General features: G+C 51.5%; 18 protein-coding genes and 3 tRNA genes. 9 read left to right on the top strand and 12 right to left on the bottom strand.

The window, feature by feature from the left end; all coding sequences use genetic code 11:
• The first annotated feature begins 130 nt into the window (after positions 1-130).
• On the top strand, positions 131-1,681 hold the full coding sequence (locus G4551_RS03415; protein ID WP_003837282.1) for a YjjI family glycine radical enzyme: 1,551 nt from the start codon (positions 131-133) through the stop codon (positions 1,679-1,681).
• Positions 1,653-2,516: a YjjW family glycine radical enzyme activase gene (locus G4551_RS03410; RefSeq protein WP_003837280.1), complete on the top strand. Its 864-nt coding sequence runs from the start codon at positions 1,653-1,655 to the stop codon at positions 2,514-2,516. Before G4551_RS03415 ends, G4551_RS03410 begins: the two co-directional genes overlap by 29 nt.
• 36 nt (positions 2,517-2,552) lie before the next feature.
• Here G4551_RS03410 and G4551_RS03405 read toward each other — a convergent pair whose 3' ends face one another.
• The 8 genes from G4551_RS03405 to holD form a co-directional block, all read right to left on the bottom strand.
• Positions 2,553-3,329 (bottom strand): metal-dependent hydrolase, encoded by a 777-nt coding sequence (locus tag G4551_RS03405; protein ID WP_003019050.1) that lies wholly within the window; start codon positions 3,327-3,329, stop codon positions 2,553-2,555.
• Complete coding sequence (locus G4551_RS03400) at positions 3,326-4,399, bottom strand: patatin-like phospholipase family protein (RefSeq protein WP_003837277.1); 1,074 nt, start codon at positions 4,397-4,399, stop codon at positions 3,326-3,328. Before G4551_RS03400 ends, G4551_RS03405 begins: the two co-directional genes overlap by 4 nt.
• A gap of 121 nt (positions 4,400-4,520) precedes the next feature.
• Positions 4,521-4,682 carry a DUF1328 domain-containing protein gene (locus tag G4551_RS03395; protein ID WP_003019081.1) on the bottom strand — a complete coding sequence of 54 codons (162 nt, stop codon included), beginning with the start codon at positions 4,680-4,682 and terminating at the stop codon, positions 4,521-4,523.
• A gap of 127 nt (positions 4,683-4,809) precedes the next feature.
• Positions 4,810-5,427, bottom strand: coding sequence for a molecular chaperone OsmY (osmY, locus tag G4551_RS03390; RefSeq protein ID WP_003837258.1), 618 nt, complete (start codon positions 5,425-5,427; stop codon positions 4,810-4,812).
• Positions 5,428-5,735: 308 nt separating this feature from the next.
• Complete coding sequence (gene prfC, locus G4551_RS03385; protein ID WP_003019086.1) at positions 5,736-7,325, bottom strand: peptide chain release factor 3; 1,590 nt, start codon at positions 7,323-7,325, stop codon at positions 5,736-5,738.
• 92 nt (positions 7,326-7,417) lie between these two features.
• Complete coding sequence (gene yjjG, locus G4551_RS03380; protein WP_003019088.1) at positions 7,418-8,098, bottom strand: pyrimidine 5'-nucleotidase; 681 nt, start codon at positions 8,096-8,098, stop codon at positions 7,418-7,420.
• A 14-nt stretch (positions 8,099-8,112) separates the two neighbouring features.
• Entirely contained in the window at positions 8,113-8,559 is a 447-nt protein-coding gene (gene rimI, locus G4551_RS03375) for a ribosomal protein S18-alanine N-acetyltransferase (protein WP_003019092.1), read from the bottom strand.
• Positions 8,528-8,941, bottom strand: a complete 414-nt coding sequence (gene holD, locus G4551_RS03370; RefSeq protein ID WP_003837254.1) for a DNA polymerase III subunit psi — start codon at positions 8,939-8,941, stop codon at positions 8,528-8,530. Before holD ends, rimI begins: the two co-directional genes overlap by 32 nt.
• Before the next feature lie 103 nt (positions 8,942-9,044).
• Between holD and rsmC the strand changes: the two genes are divergently transcribed.
• The 4 genes from rsmC to G4551_RS03350 all read left to right on the top strand — a co-directional run bounded on the left by rsmC (position 9,045) and on the right by G4551_RS03350 (position 10,616).
• Positions 9,045-10,076, top strand: coding sequence for a 16S rRNA (guanine(1207)-N(2))-methyltransferase RsmC (gene rsmC / locus G4551_RS03365; protein ID WP_003837251.1), 1,032 nt, complete (start codon positions 9,045-9,047; stop codon positions 10,074-10,076).
• A gap of 221 nt (positions 10,077-10,297) precedes the next feature.
• Positions 10,298-10,384, top strand: a tRNA-Leu gene (locus G4551_RS03360).
• Positions 10,385-10,412: 28 nt separating this feature from the next.
• Positions 10,413-10,498, top strand: a tRNA-Leu gene (locus G4551_RS03355).
• A 32-nt stretch (positions 10,499-10,530) separates the two neighbouring features.
• Positions 10,531-10,616: transfer RNA gene (locus G4551_RS03350), tRNA-Leu, on the top strand.
• A gap of 40 nt (positions 10,617-10,656) precedes the next feature.
• On the opposite strand, the gene G4551_RS03345 is transcribed toward G4551_RS03350, so the two are convergent.
• Positions 10,657-10,893: a DUF1435 domain-containing protein gene (locus G4551_RS03345; RefSeq protein ID WP_003019100.1), complete on the bottom strand. Its 237-nt coding sequence runs from the start codon at positions 10,891-10,893 to the stop codon at positions 10,657-10,659.
• Between the two features lie 255 nt (positions 10,894-11,148).
• Here G4551_RS03345 and G4551_RS03340 point away from each other — a divergent pair, with 255 nt between their 5' ends.
• Positions 11,149-12,225, top strand: coding sequence for a GGDEF domain-containing protein (locus tag G4551_RS03340; protein WP_003837249.1), 1,077 nt, complete (start codon positions 11,149-11,151; stop codon positions 12,223-12,225).
• 108 nt (positions 12,226-12,333) lie between these two features.
• Positions 12,334-13,122 carry a siderophore-iron reductase FhuF gene (fhuF, locus tag G4551_RS03335; RefSeq protein WP_003837247.1) on the top strand — a complete coding sequence of 263 codons (789 nt, stop codon included), beginning with the start codon at positions 12,334-12,336 and terminating at the stop codon, positions 13,120-13,122.
• A gap of 29 nt (positions 13,123-13,151) precedes the next feature.
• On the opposite strand, the gene G4551_RS03330 is transcribed toward fhuF, so the two are convergent.
• Positions 13,152-14,495, bottom strand: coding sequence for a PTS sugar transporter subunit IIC (locus G4551_RS03330; protein ID WP_003837245.1), 1,344 nt, complete (start codon positions 14,493-14,495; stop codon positions 13,152-13,154).
• Positions 14,496-14,861: 366 nt separating this feature from the next.
• On the opposite strand from G4551_RS03330, the gene G4551_RS03325 reads away from it, so the two are divergent.
• Entirely contained in the window at positions 14,862-15,320 is a 459-nt protein-coding gene (locus tag G4551_RS03325; protein WP_003019114.1) for a YbaK/EbsC family protein, read from the top strand.
• Positions 15,321-15,377: 57 nt separating this feature from the next.
• Here the strand turns inward: G4551_RS03325 and bglJ are convergent, their stop codons facing one another.
• Together bglJ and G4551_RS03315 are read right to left on the bottom strand one after the other, a co-directional pair.
• The gene (bglJ, locus tag G4551_RS03320) at positions 15,378-16,055 is read right to left on the bottom strand and encodes a DNA-binding transcriptional activator BglJ (protein ID WP_042268876.1); all 678 of its coding nucleotides are present in this window, start codon (positions 16,053-16,055) and stop codon (positions 15,378-15,380) included.
• Positions 16,016-16,741 carry a helix-turn-helix transcriptional regulator gene (locus tag G4551_RS03315; protein WP_003837239.1) on the bottom strand — a complete coding sequence of 242 codons (726 nt, stop codon included), beginning with the start codon at positions 16,739-16,741 and terminating at the stop codon, positions 16,016-16,018. The genes bglJ and G4551_RS03315 overlap by 40 nt, the downstream gene beginning before the upstream one ends.
• Positions 16,742-16,887 lie beyond the last annotated feature (146 nt).

Raw genomic sequence — 16,887 nt, 5'->3', positions numbered from 1 at the left:
ATGAGATCTACTTCAAATAAATTACCTTTTCTAAAGGGATGCCGTGGCATCAGGCGCATCCGGATCAAAGGTTGTGGCGGCGTTGCTTTCTACAATGGCGTTACACCTTCGGGACAAAAAGGAATCAACGATGCCCACTTCAAGCGAACTCGCGCTGCAACAGCGTTGCCAACAAATCGTGACCAGCCCGGTGCTCAGCCCTGAGCAGAAACGCCACTTTCTGGCGCTGGAAGCTGAAAACGCGCTGCCTTATCCGCAACTACCTGCACAGGCACGTCAGGCGCTGGATGATGGGGTAATCTGCGATATGTACGAAGGTCATGCCCCGTTCAAACCGCGCTACGTTTTACCCGATTACGCGCGTTTTCTGGCCAATGGTTCATCGTGGCTGGAGCTGGAAGGCGCCAGCGATCTTGATGATGCGTTATCCTTACTCACCATCATGTACCACCACGTTCCGTCAGTGACGTCGATGCCGGTTTATCTCGGCCAGCTCGATGCGCTGCTGCAACCGTATGTTAGAATTCTAACACAAGAAGAGATCGATATTCGAATAAAACGTTTCTGGCGTTATCTCGACAGAACCCTGCCAGACGCGTTTATGCATGCCAATATCGGCCCCGCCGATACTCCAGTTACCCGTGCAATTTTACGCGCAGATGCAGAATTAAAGCAGGTTTCGCCTAATCTGACATTCATTTATGACCCGCAAATCACACCTGACGATCTGCTGCTCAGCGTGGCGAAAAATATCTGCGAGTGCAGTAAGCCGCATATTTCCAATGGCCCTGAAAATGATAAAATTTTCACAAAAAGTCAGTATGGCGTCGTCAGCTGTTACAACTCTTTGCCGCTCGCCGGGGGTGGTAGCACGCTGGTCAGGCTTAATCTGAAAGCCATCGCAGAGCGCAGCGCCTCTGTCGATGACTTCTTTACGCGCACCCTACCGCACTATTGTCAACAGCAAATCGCCATCATTGATTCACGATGTGAATTCCTCTATGAAAAATCACATTTCTTTGAGAATAGCTTCCTCGTGCAGGAAGGGTTGATTGATCCCGAACGTTTTGTGCCTATGTTCGGCATGTATGGCCTGGCGGAGGCGGTGAATCTACTGTGCGATAAGGCGGGACAAAATGCGCGCTACGGAAAAGATGAGTTCGCCAATCAGCTTGGCTATCGCATCAGCGCCCAATTGGCGGAGTTTGTCGAAAGCACCCCGGTGAAATATGGCTGGAAGCAGCGCGCGATGCTGCATGCACAGTCGGGGATCAGTTCTGACATCGGCACCACACCGGGTGCACGCCTGCCTTACGGCGATGAACCAGACCCGATCACTCATCTGCAAACCGTCGCGCCACATCACGCGTTTTATCACGCCGGGATCAGCGACATTCTCACGCTGGATGAAACCATCAAGCGCAATCCTCAGGCGCTGGTGCAACTGTGCCTCGGCGCATTTAAAGCCGGGATGCGTGAGTTTACCGCCAACGTGAGCGGCAACGATCTGGTTCGCGTTACGGGTTACATGGTGCGTCTGTCGGATCTGGAAAAATATCGCGCCGAAGGTTCTCGCACCAACACCACCTGGCTTGGCGAAGAAGCAGCGCGTAATACGCGCATTCTGGAACGACAACCTCGCGTGATTAGCCATGAACAGCAGATGCGCTTCGGTAAGTAAGATTATCCCTTTCTCCTGCGTCGACGGGCCGGGCAGTCGCCTGGCTCTGTTTCTGCAGGGATGTAATCTGCGCTGTAAAAATTGCCACAATCCGTGGACGATGGGACGCTGCAACGACTGCGGGGAGTGTGTGCTGCATTGCCCGCATGAGGCGCTGAGCCTGAGCGCGGGGAAAGTGTGGTGGCAGTCCGATTTGTGTCAGCAGTGTGACACCTGCCTTCATATGTGCCCCCAGCAGGCCACGCCGATGGCGCAGACCATGAGCGTTGATGAGGTGCTGCAGCATATTCGCAAGGCAGCACTGTTTATTGAGGGAATTACGGTCAGCGGCGGCGAAGCGACAACCCAGCTACCGTTTATTGTGGCGCTGTTTCGTGCGATCAAAACCGATCCGCAACTGCAACACTTGACCTGTATGGTCGACAGCAATGGCATGCTGAGCGAAACCGGCTGGCAGAAGCTGCTGCCGGTGTGCGACGGCGTAATGCTGGATTTAAAAGCCTGGGACAGCACGTGTCATCGTCAGTTGACCGGTCGCGATAACACGCTGATTAAACAAAGCATTACCTTTCTGTCCGGGCAAGGGAAACTTGCGGAACTGCGCCTGCTGGTTATCCCTGGTCAGGTGGATTATCTACAGCATATTGATGCGCTGGCGGCGTTTATCAGAGGTTCAGGTGACGTGCCGGTACGGCTGAATGCCTTTCATGCGCACGGGGTGTATGGCGAAGCGAAGGACTGGCCGAGCGCCACGCCGGAGGATGTGGAACACCTGGCGCAAAGATTGCGCGAACGTGGGGTGGATAATTTGATTTTCCCGGCGCTGTACCTGTGATGGCCGGATGCGATGCAATAGCGCCGCATCCGGAATTCAAAAATCAAACAACGCCGTGGTATTACGATACAGCGCGTCAGCGATCACGTCCGCAGGTTCCGGGCGCAGTTCACATAAGACGTCAAAGACTCTGACTACCTGCTCCGGGCGATTAGGCTGCCCCTGAAAGCCGTTGAGCGGCATATCCGGCGCGTCGGTTTCCAGCAACAGCGACTCGAGCGGCAACTGCGCCATTACCTCGCGGGTTTTACTGGCGCGCGGATAGGTAATGGTGCCGCCCACGCCAATTTTGTATCCCAGTTGCACAAAGCGTTCGGCCTGCTGCACGCTCCCGGAAAACCCATGCACCACGCCTGTTCGTGGCAAAGCATGGCGTTTAAGGTACATCGCCAGCTTGTCATGCGTGCGTCGCGAATGCAGGATCACCGGCAGTTCGTACCGCTTCGCCAGCTTAAGTTGCGCTTCCAGCACTCGCTCTTGCTTGTCGAATTGCGGATCGTCGCGATACAGATCCAATCCAATCTCACCTACCGCCACCAGCTTTTGTGGGCGCTTATCCAGCACCTGTTGCAACTGGTCCAGGCAGTCATCACTATGTTGTTCAATAACAATGGGATGTAGACCAAGCGCGGCAAATAACGGAGGATAATTTTCCGCTAACGCCAGTACACGGGAAAAATTCGCCGCCTGGGTGGCCGGAACGATAATGCTCTGTACACCAACCTCCGCCGCGCGCTGAATGCTGGCAGGTTCATCGCCGGTAAACGGCGGGAAATCAAAGTGACAGTGCGTATCGATAAAACGATAACTCACGCCAAATCCTCATTATTAAACGTTGTATCGTTGGCCTGAGGCGCATTGGCCACCACCGGCGCGTGGGCATCGTTGGCCACCGGCGCGGGAGGAACCACCACCGGTCCCGGCACCACAATCTTCGGCGTCTGACGAGGCAGCGGCACGTTTTTCCCCAGCAGTTTGCCGACGGTAGCGAGGAAGTAACGACCGCACAGACGTCCGGTTTTGTAGTCTTCCCGCAAGGCCGGAATACGGCTTCCCAACGCCATGCTGTGGAGCGGTTTGGGAGGGTAAATCTCAAAGATACGCAGCTTGCCCGGCGGTTTCTCAATAAAGCTCTGAATCGCGCGATAGGTGGCTTCATGGTGCTGCACCAGATTCAACAGTGGTTGCAGGCTGCTTTCGCCCAGCCAGCGTTCCATACGCTTGAACCACTGCGGGGTGTAATACATTTGCGAAGGCACAGTGCGGATAACCACCAGCGTTTTCGCCCCCTGCTTCGCCGCTTCCTGCACGGGAATGGCGTCGCTGACGCCCCCATCCAGGTAATTCACGCCGTCCAGCACAACCCCTGTGCGGTAGAACCCGGGAATCGCGCTGGAGGCACGAATAAGATCGAGCCAGTTTTGCCGGTTCGGCGAAAAATAGCCCGGCGTGTAGTCATCACCCCGACAGGCGCACATATAAAACGCTTTCCCCGCGGCAAACAAGCGCTCAGCGTTGTCCATCGCCAGCGGCATTTGGGACGAGGTCGAATCCACCAGCCAGTCGAGATCGATTAAGTTTCCCCCGCGCACAAAGCGCACCGGGTCAAAAAACTCACGTCGGGTAGTGTAACGCATGATGACTTTACGACCGTAACCGGGCTGGTTACAGAGATAAGCTGAAAGGTTTTGCGCACCAGCGGACGTCCCGTAGAAGAGATCAAAGGGATTGAACTGCGCGCGCATGAATTCATCCAGTACGCCTGCGGTGAAGATGCCTCTTTGTCCCCCGCCCTCGCACACCAGCGCCATACTGCCAGGTTGAAACGGACGTAACGATAACGGCGCGATATTACCGAGCGTGACGGGTATTCTCTGCCCCACCTCTGCCTTCCTGTTGTTTTTGTAATAGGACAACAAAGTAACGCAAATTGCCTGCAGCTAAAACCGTAAAAGCCAGTCCGCTGGACTGGCTCAGTAGCAAGTTATCTTTACGGTTTACGTACTAGGGTCGTTTACGCCCGGTGAACAGGCTGACCAGAAACAGAATGATACCCACCACAAAAACAATTTTCGCTGCGCCTGCAGCGGTACCCGCCAGTCCACCAAAACCCAGTGCAGCGGCAATTAACGCGATAACCAGAAATATGATGCCCCATCGAAACATATGCTTCTCCTTTACCATAGTTAATTTCACCGCTTGATATGAGCGCTCAGGCTACCCATCGGCGATATTTTCAGTGTGGTGCACAATACGCCTCCCGACAAACGTCAGGAGGGCGAATTAAGTCTAATTAGTGAGTTTTGAGGTCGTTTTTGACGCTTTTCACGCCATCGATCGCTTTGGCGATGCTCTCAGCGCGATCGCTTTGAGCTTGTGAATCGACAGAGCCTGAAAGTTGCACAACGCCATCGGTGGTCTCAACTTTCACCTTGCGTGAAGGGACAATATCATCGGCCAGCAGCTTGGCTTTTACTTCACTGGTGATTGCCGTATCGCCCGCATAGCCTTTAACGGAGGTTTCTTTACTATCACGCACGTGCAGTTTGTCGCTAACGGAGGTCACACCCTCAACGCCTTTCGCCACTTTCACCGCTTCTTCAGCCTGCGCCTGGCTTTCAACAAAGCCGCTTAGCGTTACTACTTTCTGATCGGTCTTGACGGAAATATCGGTGCTCTTAATGCTATCGTGGTCCACCAGCGCGGCTTTTACTTTCGCGGTGATGGTGCTGTCATCCATGAAATTACCGACTTTGTTCATAGAGCTATCGACTTTCTGCCCCGCACTTTCGACGCCGGATTGCGCTTTATCCGTCGTGGCGTTTTCTGCATAAGCAGAACCCGTTGCAACAGCGGAGGTCAGCATCACGGCCAGCAGCGTTTTAGAAATCTTAAGTCCTGTCATTGTCATCGATGTATTCCTGTATGTTTTGCTAAAAGCCAGGCTCTGCCGTTACACGGCCTGAACCAGCAACTAATTTTGTAAGTGGAATAAATATCAGCAATAGAAGCTGCAACAGGCAGCCTAAAAAGCATTTAACGCCGATATTTATGTCATCACATTGTTAAATATAGTTCAGGATTTCGTGATCGCTGCCCAATTTGACTAAAAAACAGGCAAACAAAAGAAAAACGCGAAGTTTTAAGAACATTCCGCAAGGGATTTAAAAGACAGGGAAAGTTGCAGGGCACGGCGGATACCGTGCCCTGGAAGGTCGATTAGTGTTCGCGTGTTTTACGGAACTGAACGTCCGGATAACGTTCCTGGGTGAGATTCAGGTTAACCATGGTTGGCGCGATATAGGTGAGGTTATCGCCGCCATCCAGCGCCAGCTGAATTTCGTTCTTACGCTTAAATTCTTCGAATTTCTTCACGTCAGAACATTCTACCCAGCGTGCAGTCGCCACATTGACGGATTCATAAATCGCTTCAACGTTGTACTCGCTCTTCAGACGTGAAACCACCACGTCAAACTGCAGCACACCCACCGCACCGACGATCAGATCGTTGTTGGCGATCGGACGGAATACCTGCACTGCACCCTCTTCTGAAAGCTGAACCAGCCCTTTAAGCAGCTGTTTCTGCTTCAATGGATCCTTCAGGCGAATACGACGGAACAGCTCCGGCGCGAAGTTCGGAATACCGGTGAACTTCATCATTTCGCCTTGGGTAAAGGTATCGCCGATCTGGATTGTGCCGTGGTTATGCAGGCCGAGAATATCGCCCGGATACGCTTCTTCCACATGAGAACGGTCACCGGCCATAAAGGTGAGTGCATCGGAGATCACCACGTCTTTACCAATGCGCACCTGGCGCATTTTCATGCCTTTCTCATACTTGCCGGATACCACACGCATGAACGCCACACGGTCACGGTGTTTCGGGTCCATGTTGGCCTGAATTTTAAACACGAAACCGGTGAACTTCTCTTCTGAGGCTTCGACGACGCGGGTGTCGGTTTTACGCGGCATCGGCGCAGGCGCCCACTCCACTAAGCCATCCAGCATATGGTCAACGCCGAAGTTACCCAACGCGGTACCGAAGAAGACCGGGGTGATTTCGCCCGCAAGGAACAACTCATGGTCGAACTCGTTGGACGCGCCCTGCACCAGCTCCAGCTCGTCACGCAGCTGCTGCGCCAGGTCTTCACCCACGGCAGTATCAAGTTCCGGGTTGTTAAGACCTTTAACAACACGCACTTCCTGAATGGTGTGGCCTTTACCGGTCTGATACAGGTAAGTTTCATCTTTATAAAGGTGGTAGACACCTTTGAACAACTTACCGCAGCCAATCGGCCAGGTGATCGGCGCACAGCCGATTTTCAGTTCGTTCTCAACTTCATCCAGCAGCTCCATCGGATCGCGGATGTCACGGTCGAGTTTGTTCATAAAGGTCAGGATCGGCGTATCGCGCAGACGGGTAACTTCCATCAGCTTACGGGTACGATCTTCAACGCCTTTTGCAGCATCGATAACCATCAGGCAGCAGTCCACCGCCGTCAGAGTACGATAGGTATCTTCGGAGAAGTCTTCGTGCCCCGGGGTGTCCAGCAGGTTCACCAGACAGTCATGATACGGAAACTGCATCACAGAGGTGGTAATGGAGATACCACGTTGCTTTTCCATTTCCATCCAGTCAGATTTTGCATGCTGGCTGGAGCCACGGCCTTTTACCGTACCGGCGGTCTGAATGGCCTGTCCGAATAACAGTACCTTTTCAGTAATTGTCGTTTTACCGGCATCCGGGTGAGAAATAATGGCAAAAGTGCGGCGTTTGGCCACCTCTTGCAAATAAGGAGACAACGTCATAGTCAAATCTTCTTAGGTAAGCACGGCAACGGGCCGGGCAAGTTGAATACGAAAAATTGCGGCTATTTTACCCATCAACGGGGGGGAGGCAATCAGTGTTTACACAGGAGCTGCTCCAGTTCGCTTAATGACGCTACGGTCCAGGTCGGCTGAATGCCCGCTGGCTGCTCGCGGTGATGCGTATTTAGCCAGCAGGTGGATAGCCCGGCGTTAATGCCGCCAAGAATATCGGACTCTGCGGTGTCACCCACCATTAGCACGCGAGAACGGTCAGGATTGCCCGCCTGCTCCAGCGCATGGTCAAAAATACGGGAATCAGGTTTTGCCACCCCAACCTGCTCAGAAATCACCAGCAGATCGAAATAATCGCGCAGCCCCGTCCGCTCAAGGCGGATTTGCTGCAACGCGGTAAAGCCGTTAGTAATGATGCCGATTTTCGCTTTATCACGAATCGCATTGAGCAGAGAAACCGCCCCCGGCAACGGCGAGCAGATCTCCGCCATCGCATTGATGAATGCATCATTAAGCTGGCCCGGTTCAACCTTCAGGCGTTCGGCCCAGCTCTGAAAACGGGCATGCTGCAGTTGTAATGAGGTAATCGCGCCGTTTTGGTAATCCACCCACAGCGGTTTATTCACGGCCTGGTAGTCCTGAAAATCTTCAGCGGTAAAGGTAATGCTATAGTCGAGAAACATCCGCTGTAAGCCGGTAAACGAGTCAAATGTAAACAGCGTTTCGTCGGCATCAAAGAAAATCCAGTCCCACTTCTTCATCATTACACCTTGTCTTACATGCTGATTGGCAACGCCATGATGATGGCGTCTTCGTGACCATCGGCCGTTGGATAGTAATTGCGACGGATCGTCGCCTCGTTAAAGCCTAAGCTTTCGTACAGCGCGATAGCGGCCGCATTCGAAGCGCGCACTTCAAGCCACAGCGTCAAAATGCCACGCTTTTCCAGCTCATCGATCAAATGCTCCAACAGCTCACGCCCCAGCCCACGGCGCTGAAAGTCAGGATCGACGGCAATATTGAACAGCGTAGCTTCATCCAGCACGACCTGCGTAATCGCAAAAGCCGCCATCACGTCATCAACCCTCAACTGAAAATTGAGATAGCGATCGCCCTGGTTGCTGGCAAATGTTTTTTCACTCCACGGAAAAGCGTGGGCGCGTTTTTCAATATGAAATGCTGCGGGTAAATCAGTCGGTTCGAGGGAAGAAATCGTGTTCATATGCGCAGATTTGTTGCCATAACGCGGCGCGTGCCGCTGGGTTTTCCCGTAATTCATTAAACGCAGGACTCTCGACCTGAGCGCCCTCCAGCAGCAGCGGCTCTTCGGTTCCCAGCCGCCAGCTATTACAGCGACTGCCTTGCGGCAGCATGGCGACACGGTCAGGCGTCAGTTGTAAAACCTGATCCGGGCTGACGGTTAATGCGCGTAAAATATCGCTCATCAATGGTTCGGTTAGCGCGGGTAACTGTGCAGCAACCATCACCAAACGGACATGCGCAGGAATGGAAATCGCGATCTCGCCCTGCAGTGCGCCAGGACGACGCAACGACCACTGCGTAATGCCCAGTTGCTGTAACTGCCAGTCTCGTCGGGATGTCATAGCGAAACACTCCTGTCTATCAGGGGCGCAAATATAGCAAATTTGTCGAATCCGTGCCATCAAACAACTATAATCCCCCGCTGTACAATTTAAGGAGCATTCCATGTCTGCTTTTACCCCGGCAAGTGAAGTCTTGCTGCGCCACAGTGATGATTTCGAACAAAGCCGTATTCTGTTTGCCGGTGATTTGCAGGATGACCTGCCTGCCCATTTTGAAAGCGCCGCCAGCCGAGCGCACACTCAGCAGCTTCACCACTGGCAGGTGCTTAACCGCCAGATGGGCGACAACGTCCGCTTCAGCCTCATCGCGCAGGCCGATGACGTTGCCGATAGCGATACGCTGATCTACTACTGGCCGAAGAATAAGCCGGAAGCCCAGTTCCAGTTGATGAACATTCTGTCGCTGTTACCGGTTGGCACCGATATTTTTGTTGTCGGTGAGAATCGCAGCGGCGTACGTAGCGCAGAGCAGATGCTGGCCGAATACGCACCGTTAAACAAAGTCGACAGCGCACGTCGCTGTGGCCTGTACCACGGTCGTCTGGAAAAACAGCCGGTCTTTGATGCAGAAAAATACTGGGATGAATACCAGACAGAAAATCTGACCATCAAAACGCTGCCGGGCGTCTTCAGCCGTGACGGCCTGGATGTTGGCAGCCAACTGCTGCTCTCCACGCTGACGCCGCACACCAAAGGCAAAGTGCTGGATGTCGGCTGTGGCGCAGGCGTTCTCTCCGTCGCCTTGGCCAGCCACTCGCCGAAAGTGCGCTTAACCCTGTGCGATGTTAGCGCCGCCGCCGTTGAAGCAAGCCGCGCAACGCTTGCAGCCAATGGCATTGAAGGTGACGTCATCGCCAGTAACGTCTTTTCTGACGTAACGGGCCGATTTGATATGATCATCTCCAACCCACCGTTCCACGACGGAATGCAGACCAGCCTTGATGCCGCGCAAACGCTGATTCGCGGCGCCGTGCGTCATCTGAACAGTGGCGGTGAACTGCGTATCGTGGCAAACGCCTTCCTGCCTTATCCGAAGGTTCTGGATGAAGTGTTTGGCTTCCACGAAGTTATCGCGCAGACCGGGCGCTTTAAGGTCTATCGCACCATCATGACGCGCCAGGCGAAAAAAGCCTAACCGCTGTAGGCCAGATAAGGCGTTTACGCCGCCATCTGGCGTGACACCGAGCAACGCCGGATGGCGCTATCGCTTATCCGGCCTGCATAAAACGCCAAAGCAGAAGAAACGCCTTTTTTTTCGGCAATCACGTTAAGTTCGATAATTAACAGTTGACGCCCTGCATAAAATCTCTAGAATTCGCCTCCGTGGTAACGATACTTTTTGAGTGTCGATGGTATGCGAAGGTGGCGGAATTGGTAGACGCGCTAGCTTCAGGTGTTAGTGTCCTTTCGGACGTGGGGGTTCAAGTCCCCCCCCTCGCACCATAATCCACGTTGATATTGCTCGCACTGGGCGAAGGTGGCGGAATTGGTAGACGCGCTAGCTTCAGGTGTTAGTGTCCTTAGGATGTGGGGGTTCGAGTCCCCCCCCTCGCACCAACGAGGCGATATCAAACAAATAAGATGACTGTGCGAAGGTGGCGGAATTGGTAGACGCGCTAGCTTCAGGTGTTAGTGTCCTTAGGATGTGGGGGTTCGAGTCCCCCCCCTCGCACCAATTATCTTATTTCCCTCTCGATTTCCTTCTCTAGTTTTGTTCATCCCTGATTCCAGTTCATCATTACCAGAACAATGCCACCAATCAGCGCCGCGCATGAAGGTAACAAAACAAAGTGCCGTAAACGCTTGTGGTACAACATGAGCGAAGTCAGTAGTAATCCTAATACAATCATCACCTTCCATACGTAGACCGACAGGTCGCTATATGCCATCCCGGCAATCAGCATTCCCGGCAGCAGAACACCCCATCCACTGCCCAGCGTACGTTGCAACATGATTCCACCTATGACACTGATAATGATAACCAATATCATATGATAAAATTTCTCATTTGTCAGCCGTGAAGCACTATCAATTATATGAGTTTTACTTAACGATTGATGACATGAATAACCCAAGGTGATAAATTGCTCACCGGTTAGCTCTTCAACTAAAAACAATAAAAACCTCTGCGAATGATACCCCGTTCGTTATTTGTTTTATTTACCAACACACCTTCGTACATTGCAGATAACTAACAATATTTACCTATGACAGTACAATCCTGGCGAACTCTGCGCACCAAAAAATACCAACTCTCTTTACGACTGTTTCTGCTGCTCAACGCAGTCTCCGCGCTGTTTACGCTTTTTTTCCCACTGTTTGCGGTCAAAGCCTTATCAGTATCGGCGTTGCTGATACTGGTGATGAGTACACTGCTGCTGGTATGGCATGGGAAATACGCAGATAAAAGAATTAATCTCCCTTTTATTTCAATCGTTTTTGGCTTGTTATGGGCGTTACACATATTATTGAAATATAATGCTTTAGGTCAGAATGATTATTATTTCCTGTTAATAGCGCTTCTCAGCGTACTGTTTATTGGCTCTATCGCTTTTGCCAATAATATCATCGCGTTTACGCTCCACTCACTCCCCTCCGTCGCCGTTTGTTTATGGCTTAACGGCAGCGAGCATGGTTTGCGGATTTTCTATTTTATGGCGCTGCCTATGGCCGGTATCGCCATCCAGCATGTGATACAAAAGCGCTACGATGGGTTCGCTCAGCAACTGATGTACAAACTGCTGGAAGAACGAGAAACCCTGAACGGGCTCAGCATGCTCGACCCGCTAACCGGTTTGTATAATCGCCGGGGGCTGCAACACCGGCTCGATACGCTGTTGGCCCTAAGTAATTCGAGACACTTCGTTCTGCTGCTGGATATCGACCATTTCAAATCCTATAACGATCATTACGGACATATGATGGGCGACCAGGCGTTGATCCGTGTTTCTGCCGCCATCCGAGACTCCGTCCGCTCCAGGGATGTGGTGGCGCGTTTTGGCGGTGAAGAGTTTATGATTTTGCTGACCGCAGTCGATCCACAGCAGGCCCAGGCTGCCGCCGAACGTATCCGCCAGAAAGTGTACGACCTTAAAATCCCTCACATGTTTAATGAGAGCGTGGCAACCAACGTAACCGTCAGTATCGGCATTGCACCTCTGGTCGAACAGGATATTGATGCTGCTATTGCCAAAGCGGATAAAGCCCTTTACGAGGCCAAGAATCTTGGGCGTAACAATACTCTGGTCAGCGATGAGCTACGGGTAAACTGCCCTTCTATCTGAGCTTTCTGTGCGGTGCCACCCGAGATGGCGACAAAGATCTTGCTATCGCCTAACACCAATTATAGGATTAGCAATCATTATCATTAAGATTAACATCCTTATATCGACATGGCTTATCGTTCCGCACCGATCGTTGAAGATGTCATCTGGCGTAGCCATCTCCCCTCAGAGATGCCCTCGCTGGCTGCTGCCGTACGCGCAACGATAGCCAAAACTCGCGAGCACTTGCTGGACTTCATTCGTCTTGACGAAACGCCTGTGCCAGGTGCAATGACGCTGCATGAATGGACGCAACCGACGACGCTAAGTTCATTGCTCGCTGTTTATTCAGACCATATCTATCGCAACCAGCCCACGCTGCCCCGCGAAAATAAGCCCCTGATATCTCTTTGGGCGCAATGGTATATTGGCCTGATGATGCCTCCGTTAATGGTGGCCCTGCTGACGCAAAAAGAGGCTATAGACGTCTCTCCTGAACACATGCACGTAGAATTCCACGAAACGGGCCGAGCAGCCTGCTTCTGGATCGATGTCCATCAGGATCATCTGGCTACAGCCCTGTCTCCTCAACAACGCATGGAAACACTGATTCTCTCAGCGCTAACGCCGGTTGTGCAGGCGCTGGAAGCAACGGGTGAGATCAACGCAAAGCTTATCTGGAGCAACACCGGATACTTAATTCACTGGTATTTAACGGAAATGAAGCCGTTGTTAGGTGAAGAACTGCTGACCACGCTGCGCCAGACCTGCTTTTTTGAGAAACAACTTTCCTGCGGTCAGGATAATCCTCTATGGCGTACCGTTGTTCCGCGTGAAGGGCTGTTAGTGCGCAGAACCTGCTGCCAACGCTATCGCCTGCCTGACGTTCAGCAATGCGGAGACTGCACGCTGAAGTAAGCAAGGAGCCGTAGCCCCTCGCCAGATATTTATGCAACTTGCTGGTTTTCCTCTTCCATACGCTGCGCTTCTTCTTTTTCCTGCGCTAATAACTGCTTTTCGTAGACCTTAAAGAACGGGAAGTAGATAACGGCCGATACCAGCGCCAACAGCACCACCAGGATAGCCGCACGATAATCCCAACCTAACGCCCATGCGGCGCCAACCGGTGCCGGGGCCGTCCAGGGAACCACTGAAATTACCCGCCCAATTAAATCCAGTTTCATCGCCGCCCACGCCAGTACCGCATTCACCATCGGAGCCAGCAGGAAGGGGATAAAAAACACCGGGTTCATGACAATCGGCGTACCGAATATCACCGGTTCGTTAATATTAAAAATGCTGGGGACCACGCTCAGACGCCCAATCGAGCGTAGATGAGCGGAACGACTCCGCAGATAGCAAATCACCAACCCCATCGTCGCGCCGGAACCACCAACCACAATGAAGAACGTCCAGAACGCTTCCATAAAGATATGCGGCAACGGCGCACCCTGCGCCAGCGCCGACTGGTTCATCCCGAGATTGGTGAGCCAGAACATTTGCAGCATTCCCGACACAATAGCCGCGCCGTGAATACCGGCAAACCACAGCAGATGGCCGATCAATACCGCCAGCAGGATCGCCGGGAGAGAATCTGCAGCCGACACCAGTGGTTTGAAAATGGCCATAATGGCCTGCGGGATCAGCATGTCAAACTGCGACTGTATCGCCAGGCTTAGCGGGTACAGCGTCAGCACCACCACCAGCACCGGGATCAGCAGATCGAAAGAGTTTTTGATCATCGGCGGCACCTGATCGGGTAAACGGATGCCAATGTTGTGCGCCTTCAGGAAGCGCATCATTTCAACGCAGTAAATGGCTACCAGGATGGCGGTGAAAATCCCCGTTCCTCCCAGACTATCAACCGGCATCGTGCCTTTGGTTTTTGGCGCGGCAATCAGCAAAAAAGCCATGATTGATAGCATCGCACACATAAACGGATCTAACTGATACGACTTCACATAGTGCTTGCCCAGGTTATAAGCAATAGCCGCACATATGTAGACCGACATGATCCCCATCGTCATATCAAACGGTGTGAGGATTTGGCCTTCAAACTGTTTTGCTAAATCCAGCCACGCACGGGCGAATCCCCAGGTGGTATCGGGAGAAAACGGCGGATAGGCAAAAACCAGCAGAAAAGAGCCTACAATCATAAAAGGCATCGCCGAAATAAAACCGTCACGAATAGCCATGACATGACGTTGTGAAGAGATGCGCCCGGCAACAGGGCTAACATAGTTTTCAACAAAGCGGAAAATCACGTTAAACACAGCATGGTTAGTAGACATAGCCGTTCTCCCGTTGTGCAAAACCTTGCAACCGTGTTGGCATCAACACCACCACGTAAAGCCCATTACCACTTTTCGCAACCGTGCCGGGAGGAACACCAGCACTACCGCTATTCGAGTTAAGTTTCATAGATGGCTCTTATTATGTGATACAGAGGAAGTGACAACTTCAGTATTAATCGTCATTTCAGCATTCTGCAACCGGTTACTGTAACCGGTTTCTTTGATTGTGAAGACGATCGAAAAACTGCTGATGTTGCTATATTGTTACAATAAAATATTTACAGTGCGGTTGCCCCTATGACAAATTACATCCTGCATGTTTTCTGCTGTGCAGGGTTATCTGTAAGCGATAGGGAGAGAAGAATGAGTTTGCAATCAGTACGTCAATTCCTGGCGCAACATGCACCAGATATTGAGATTATCGAATTAGATCAGAGCACAGCAACCGTTGATCTGGCAGCAAAAGCCCATAACGTTGAACCTGGCCAGATAGCGAAAACACTTTCGCTAAAGGTGAAGAACGACATCATCCTGGTCGTGGCAAAAGGTGATGCCCGACTGGATAATAAAAAGCTAAAGAGTACGTTCGGTGCCAAAGCCCGTATGTTGAGTAGTGATGAGGTCGTGAGCGCGACGGGGCATCCCGTTGGCGGCGTTTGCCCCTTCGGATTAGAAACACCGATTTCAGTGTACTGTGATGTTTCTCTGAAGCACTACGCTGAAGTGTTGCCTGCCGCAGGTGCCATCCACAGCGCGGTTCGCATCACGCCTGAGAGGATGGCTGAACTGACTTCTGCCACCTGGGTTGACGTGTGTCAGTAATGCTTCACGCGCCAAATCGGCGACCAAACCCGGCACAAAGCACGTCAACGTTGCCTGTCACGAAGCCGCCTGCATAAAAGGCGCTGGCTCGCCAGCACGCAGGTACAGCAGGATATCGGCAGCATCCAGTAACCCGGCATCTGAGCTTACTCCCAGTTTGGACATCACATTAAATTTGTGTGCCCGAATGGTTTTAATGTTCCGTTCAAGCTGAGCGGCAATCTGCGGCATCGAATAGCCATTTGACATAAAGCGCAGTATTTCTCGTTCTGTCGGACTGAGCATGCGGCTTTGATTAATATACCAATGGTTTTTCGTGCTTTCGGTTCCTCGGCTTGGGCAGCTTAACGCCGTAAATAAAGCGTCCTGTAGCACCGTTAACGAAGAAGCTTTACTCACAACGCCATCCAGCGGCAAGGGGGACAAGGAGCCAATTAAACGCGCTTCAGCGTCATCATCGGCAATCACCACACGGCGAATCCGTGGAAAATTTATCGCCAGTTCCGTTAAATAGGCCAACCCAGCTCTGCGATCGCTTCTGATTGCAGAGAGAGAAAAAATAACTGCCGAAAACGACATCTTTAACATTACCTGACTAAAAGTGGGCTGGCTAGAAAAGAGATGAAGTTTATATTGGTCATCTGGCATGGTATTAAATAAACTATTAATACCTACACTGCTCATTGTACACTTTTCTACCAGTGCAACGTTTCTTTTGATGATTCTGCTTTCCATTCCGTGGTTTCTCCATAAACTGAAGGTAAATTAAGTTCTCGCGATCCTTGAGAACTATTTATCCAGGCATACATTTCTGCATTGCTATTTATCGACAAGCGACGCATAGCGCTATTCTTTTGGGCACTGATTGTTTTATTGCTTTTCTTCAGCAACATCGCAATCTGATTAATTCCCCAGCCTTTCCCAAGGAGGCGCAACACTTTCCTTTCAGAGAGAGTGAGGACTATTGAGCGCGCGCTATGATCTAACAATTGCGGCATGGCAGGTGGAGAAAGTAGTGTCTTACTTATTCTTTCTGCTCGCGCATTTCCTGCGTGAATGACGCTCACTAAACTTTCTATCGGCTCTGCATCAGAGAGCAGCGAACTGACAGGACACATCAGTAGCTCAATAGCCAAAGGATAAAAAATACGAGAGACGAGAAAGACCCAGTGAATATCACGGTATTGAGATAATAAAGAATAATATTGTTCGCAGACTGAACGAGGATAATTGCAGTCTCCAGTTAAATCAGCAATCACCAAATCAGCGTACCGTAGTTGTAATAATGTTAGTTCTTCAACAGAACAACAGTATGTAAGTTCGTAATCGGCAAACTGCGCCTGTATTATACCTTTAAGCCCGGTCTGTATAATCGGTGATTTACTAATAATAATTGCGTTTTTGCAGCGTCCTTGCAACATATCCCCTCCACACTCACCAGTCCGTAATCATACTTAATTCAGTTCTCCCGAATAAATTAATAGCCATTAATTCACGGGAAAATACTCCGAACAATAAACGGGGTGAATTGCTTATCCTTGGCGTTTATTAAAATAAAAGTATTGGC

It is taken from the genome of Citrobacter freundii ATCC 8090 = MTCC 1658 = NBRC 12681 (assembly GCF_011064845.1).
Lineage (GTDB): Bacteria > Pseudomonadota > Gammaproteobacteria > Enterobacterales > Enterobacteriaceae > Citrobacter > Citrobacter freundii.
Note: the sequence above shows the minus strand (reverse complement) of the source record. Positions and strands in the feature narration are given on the sequence as shown.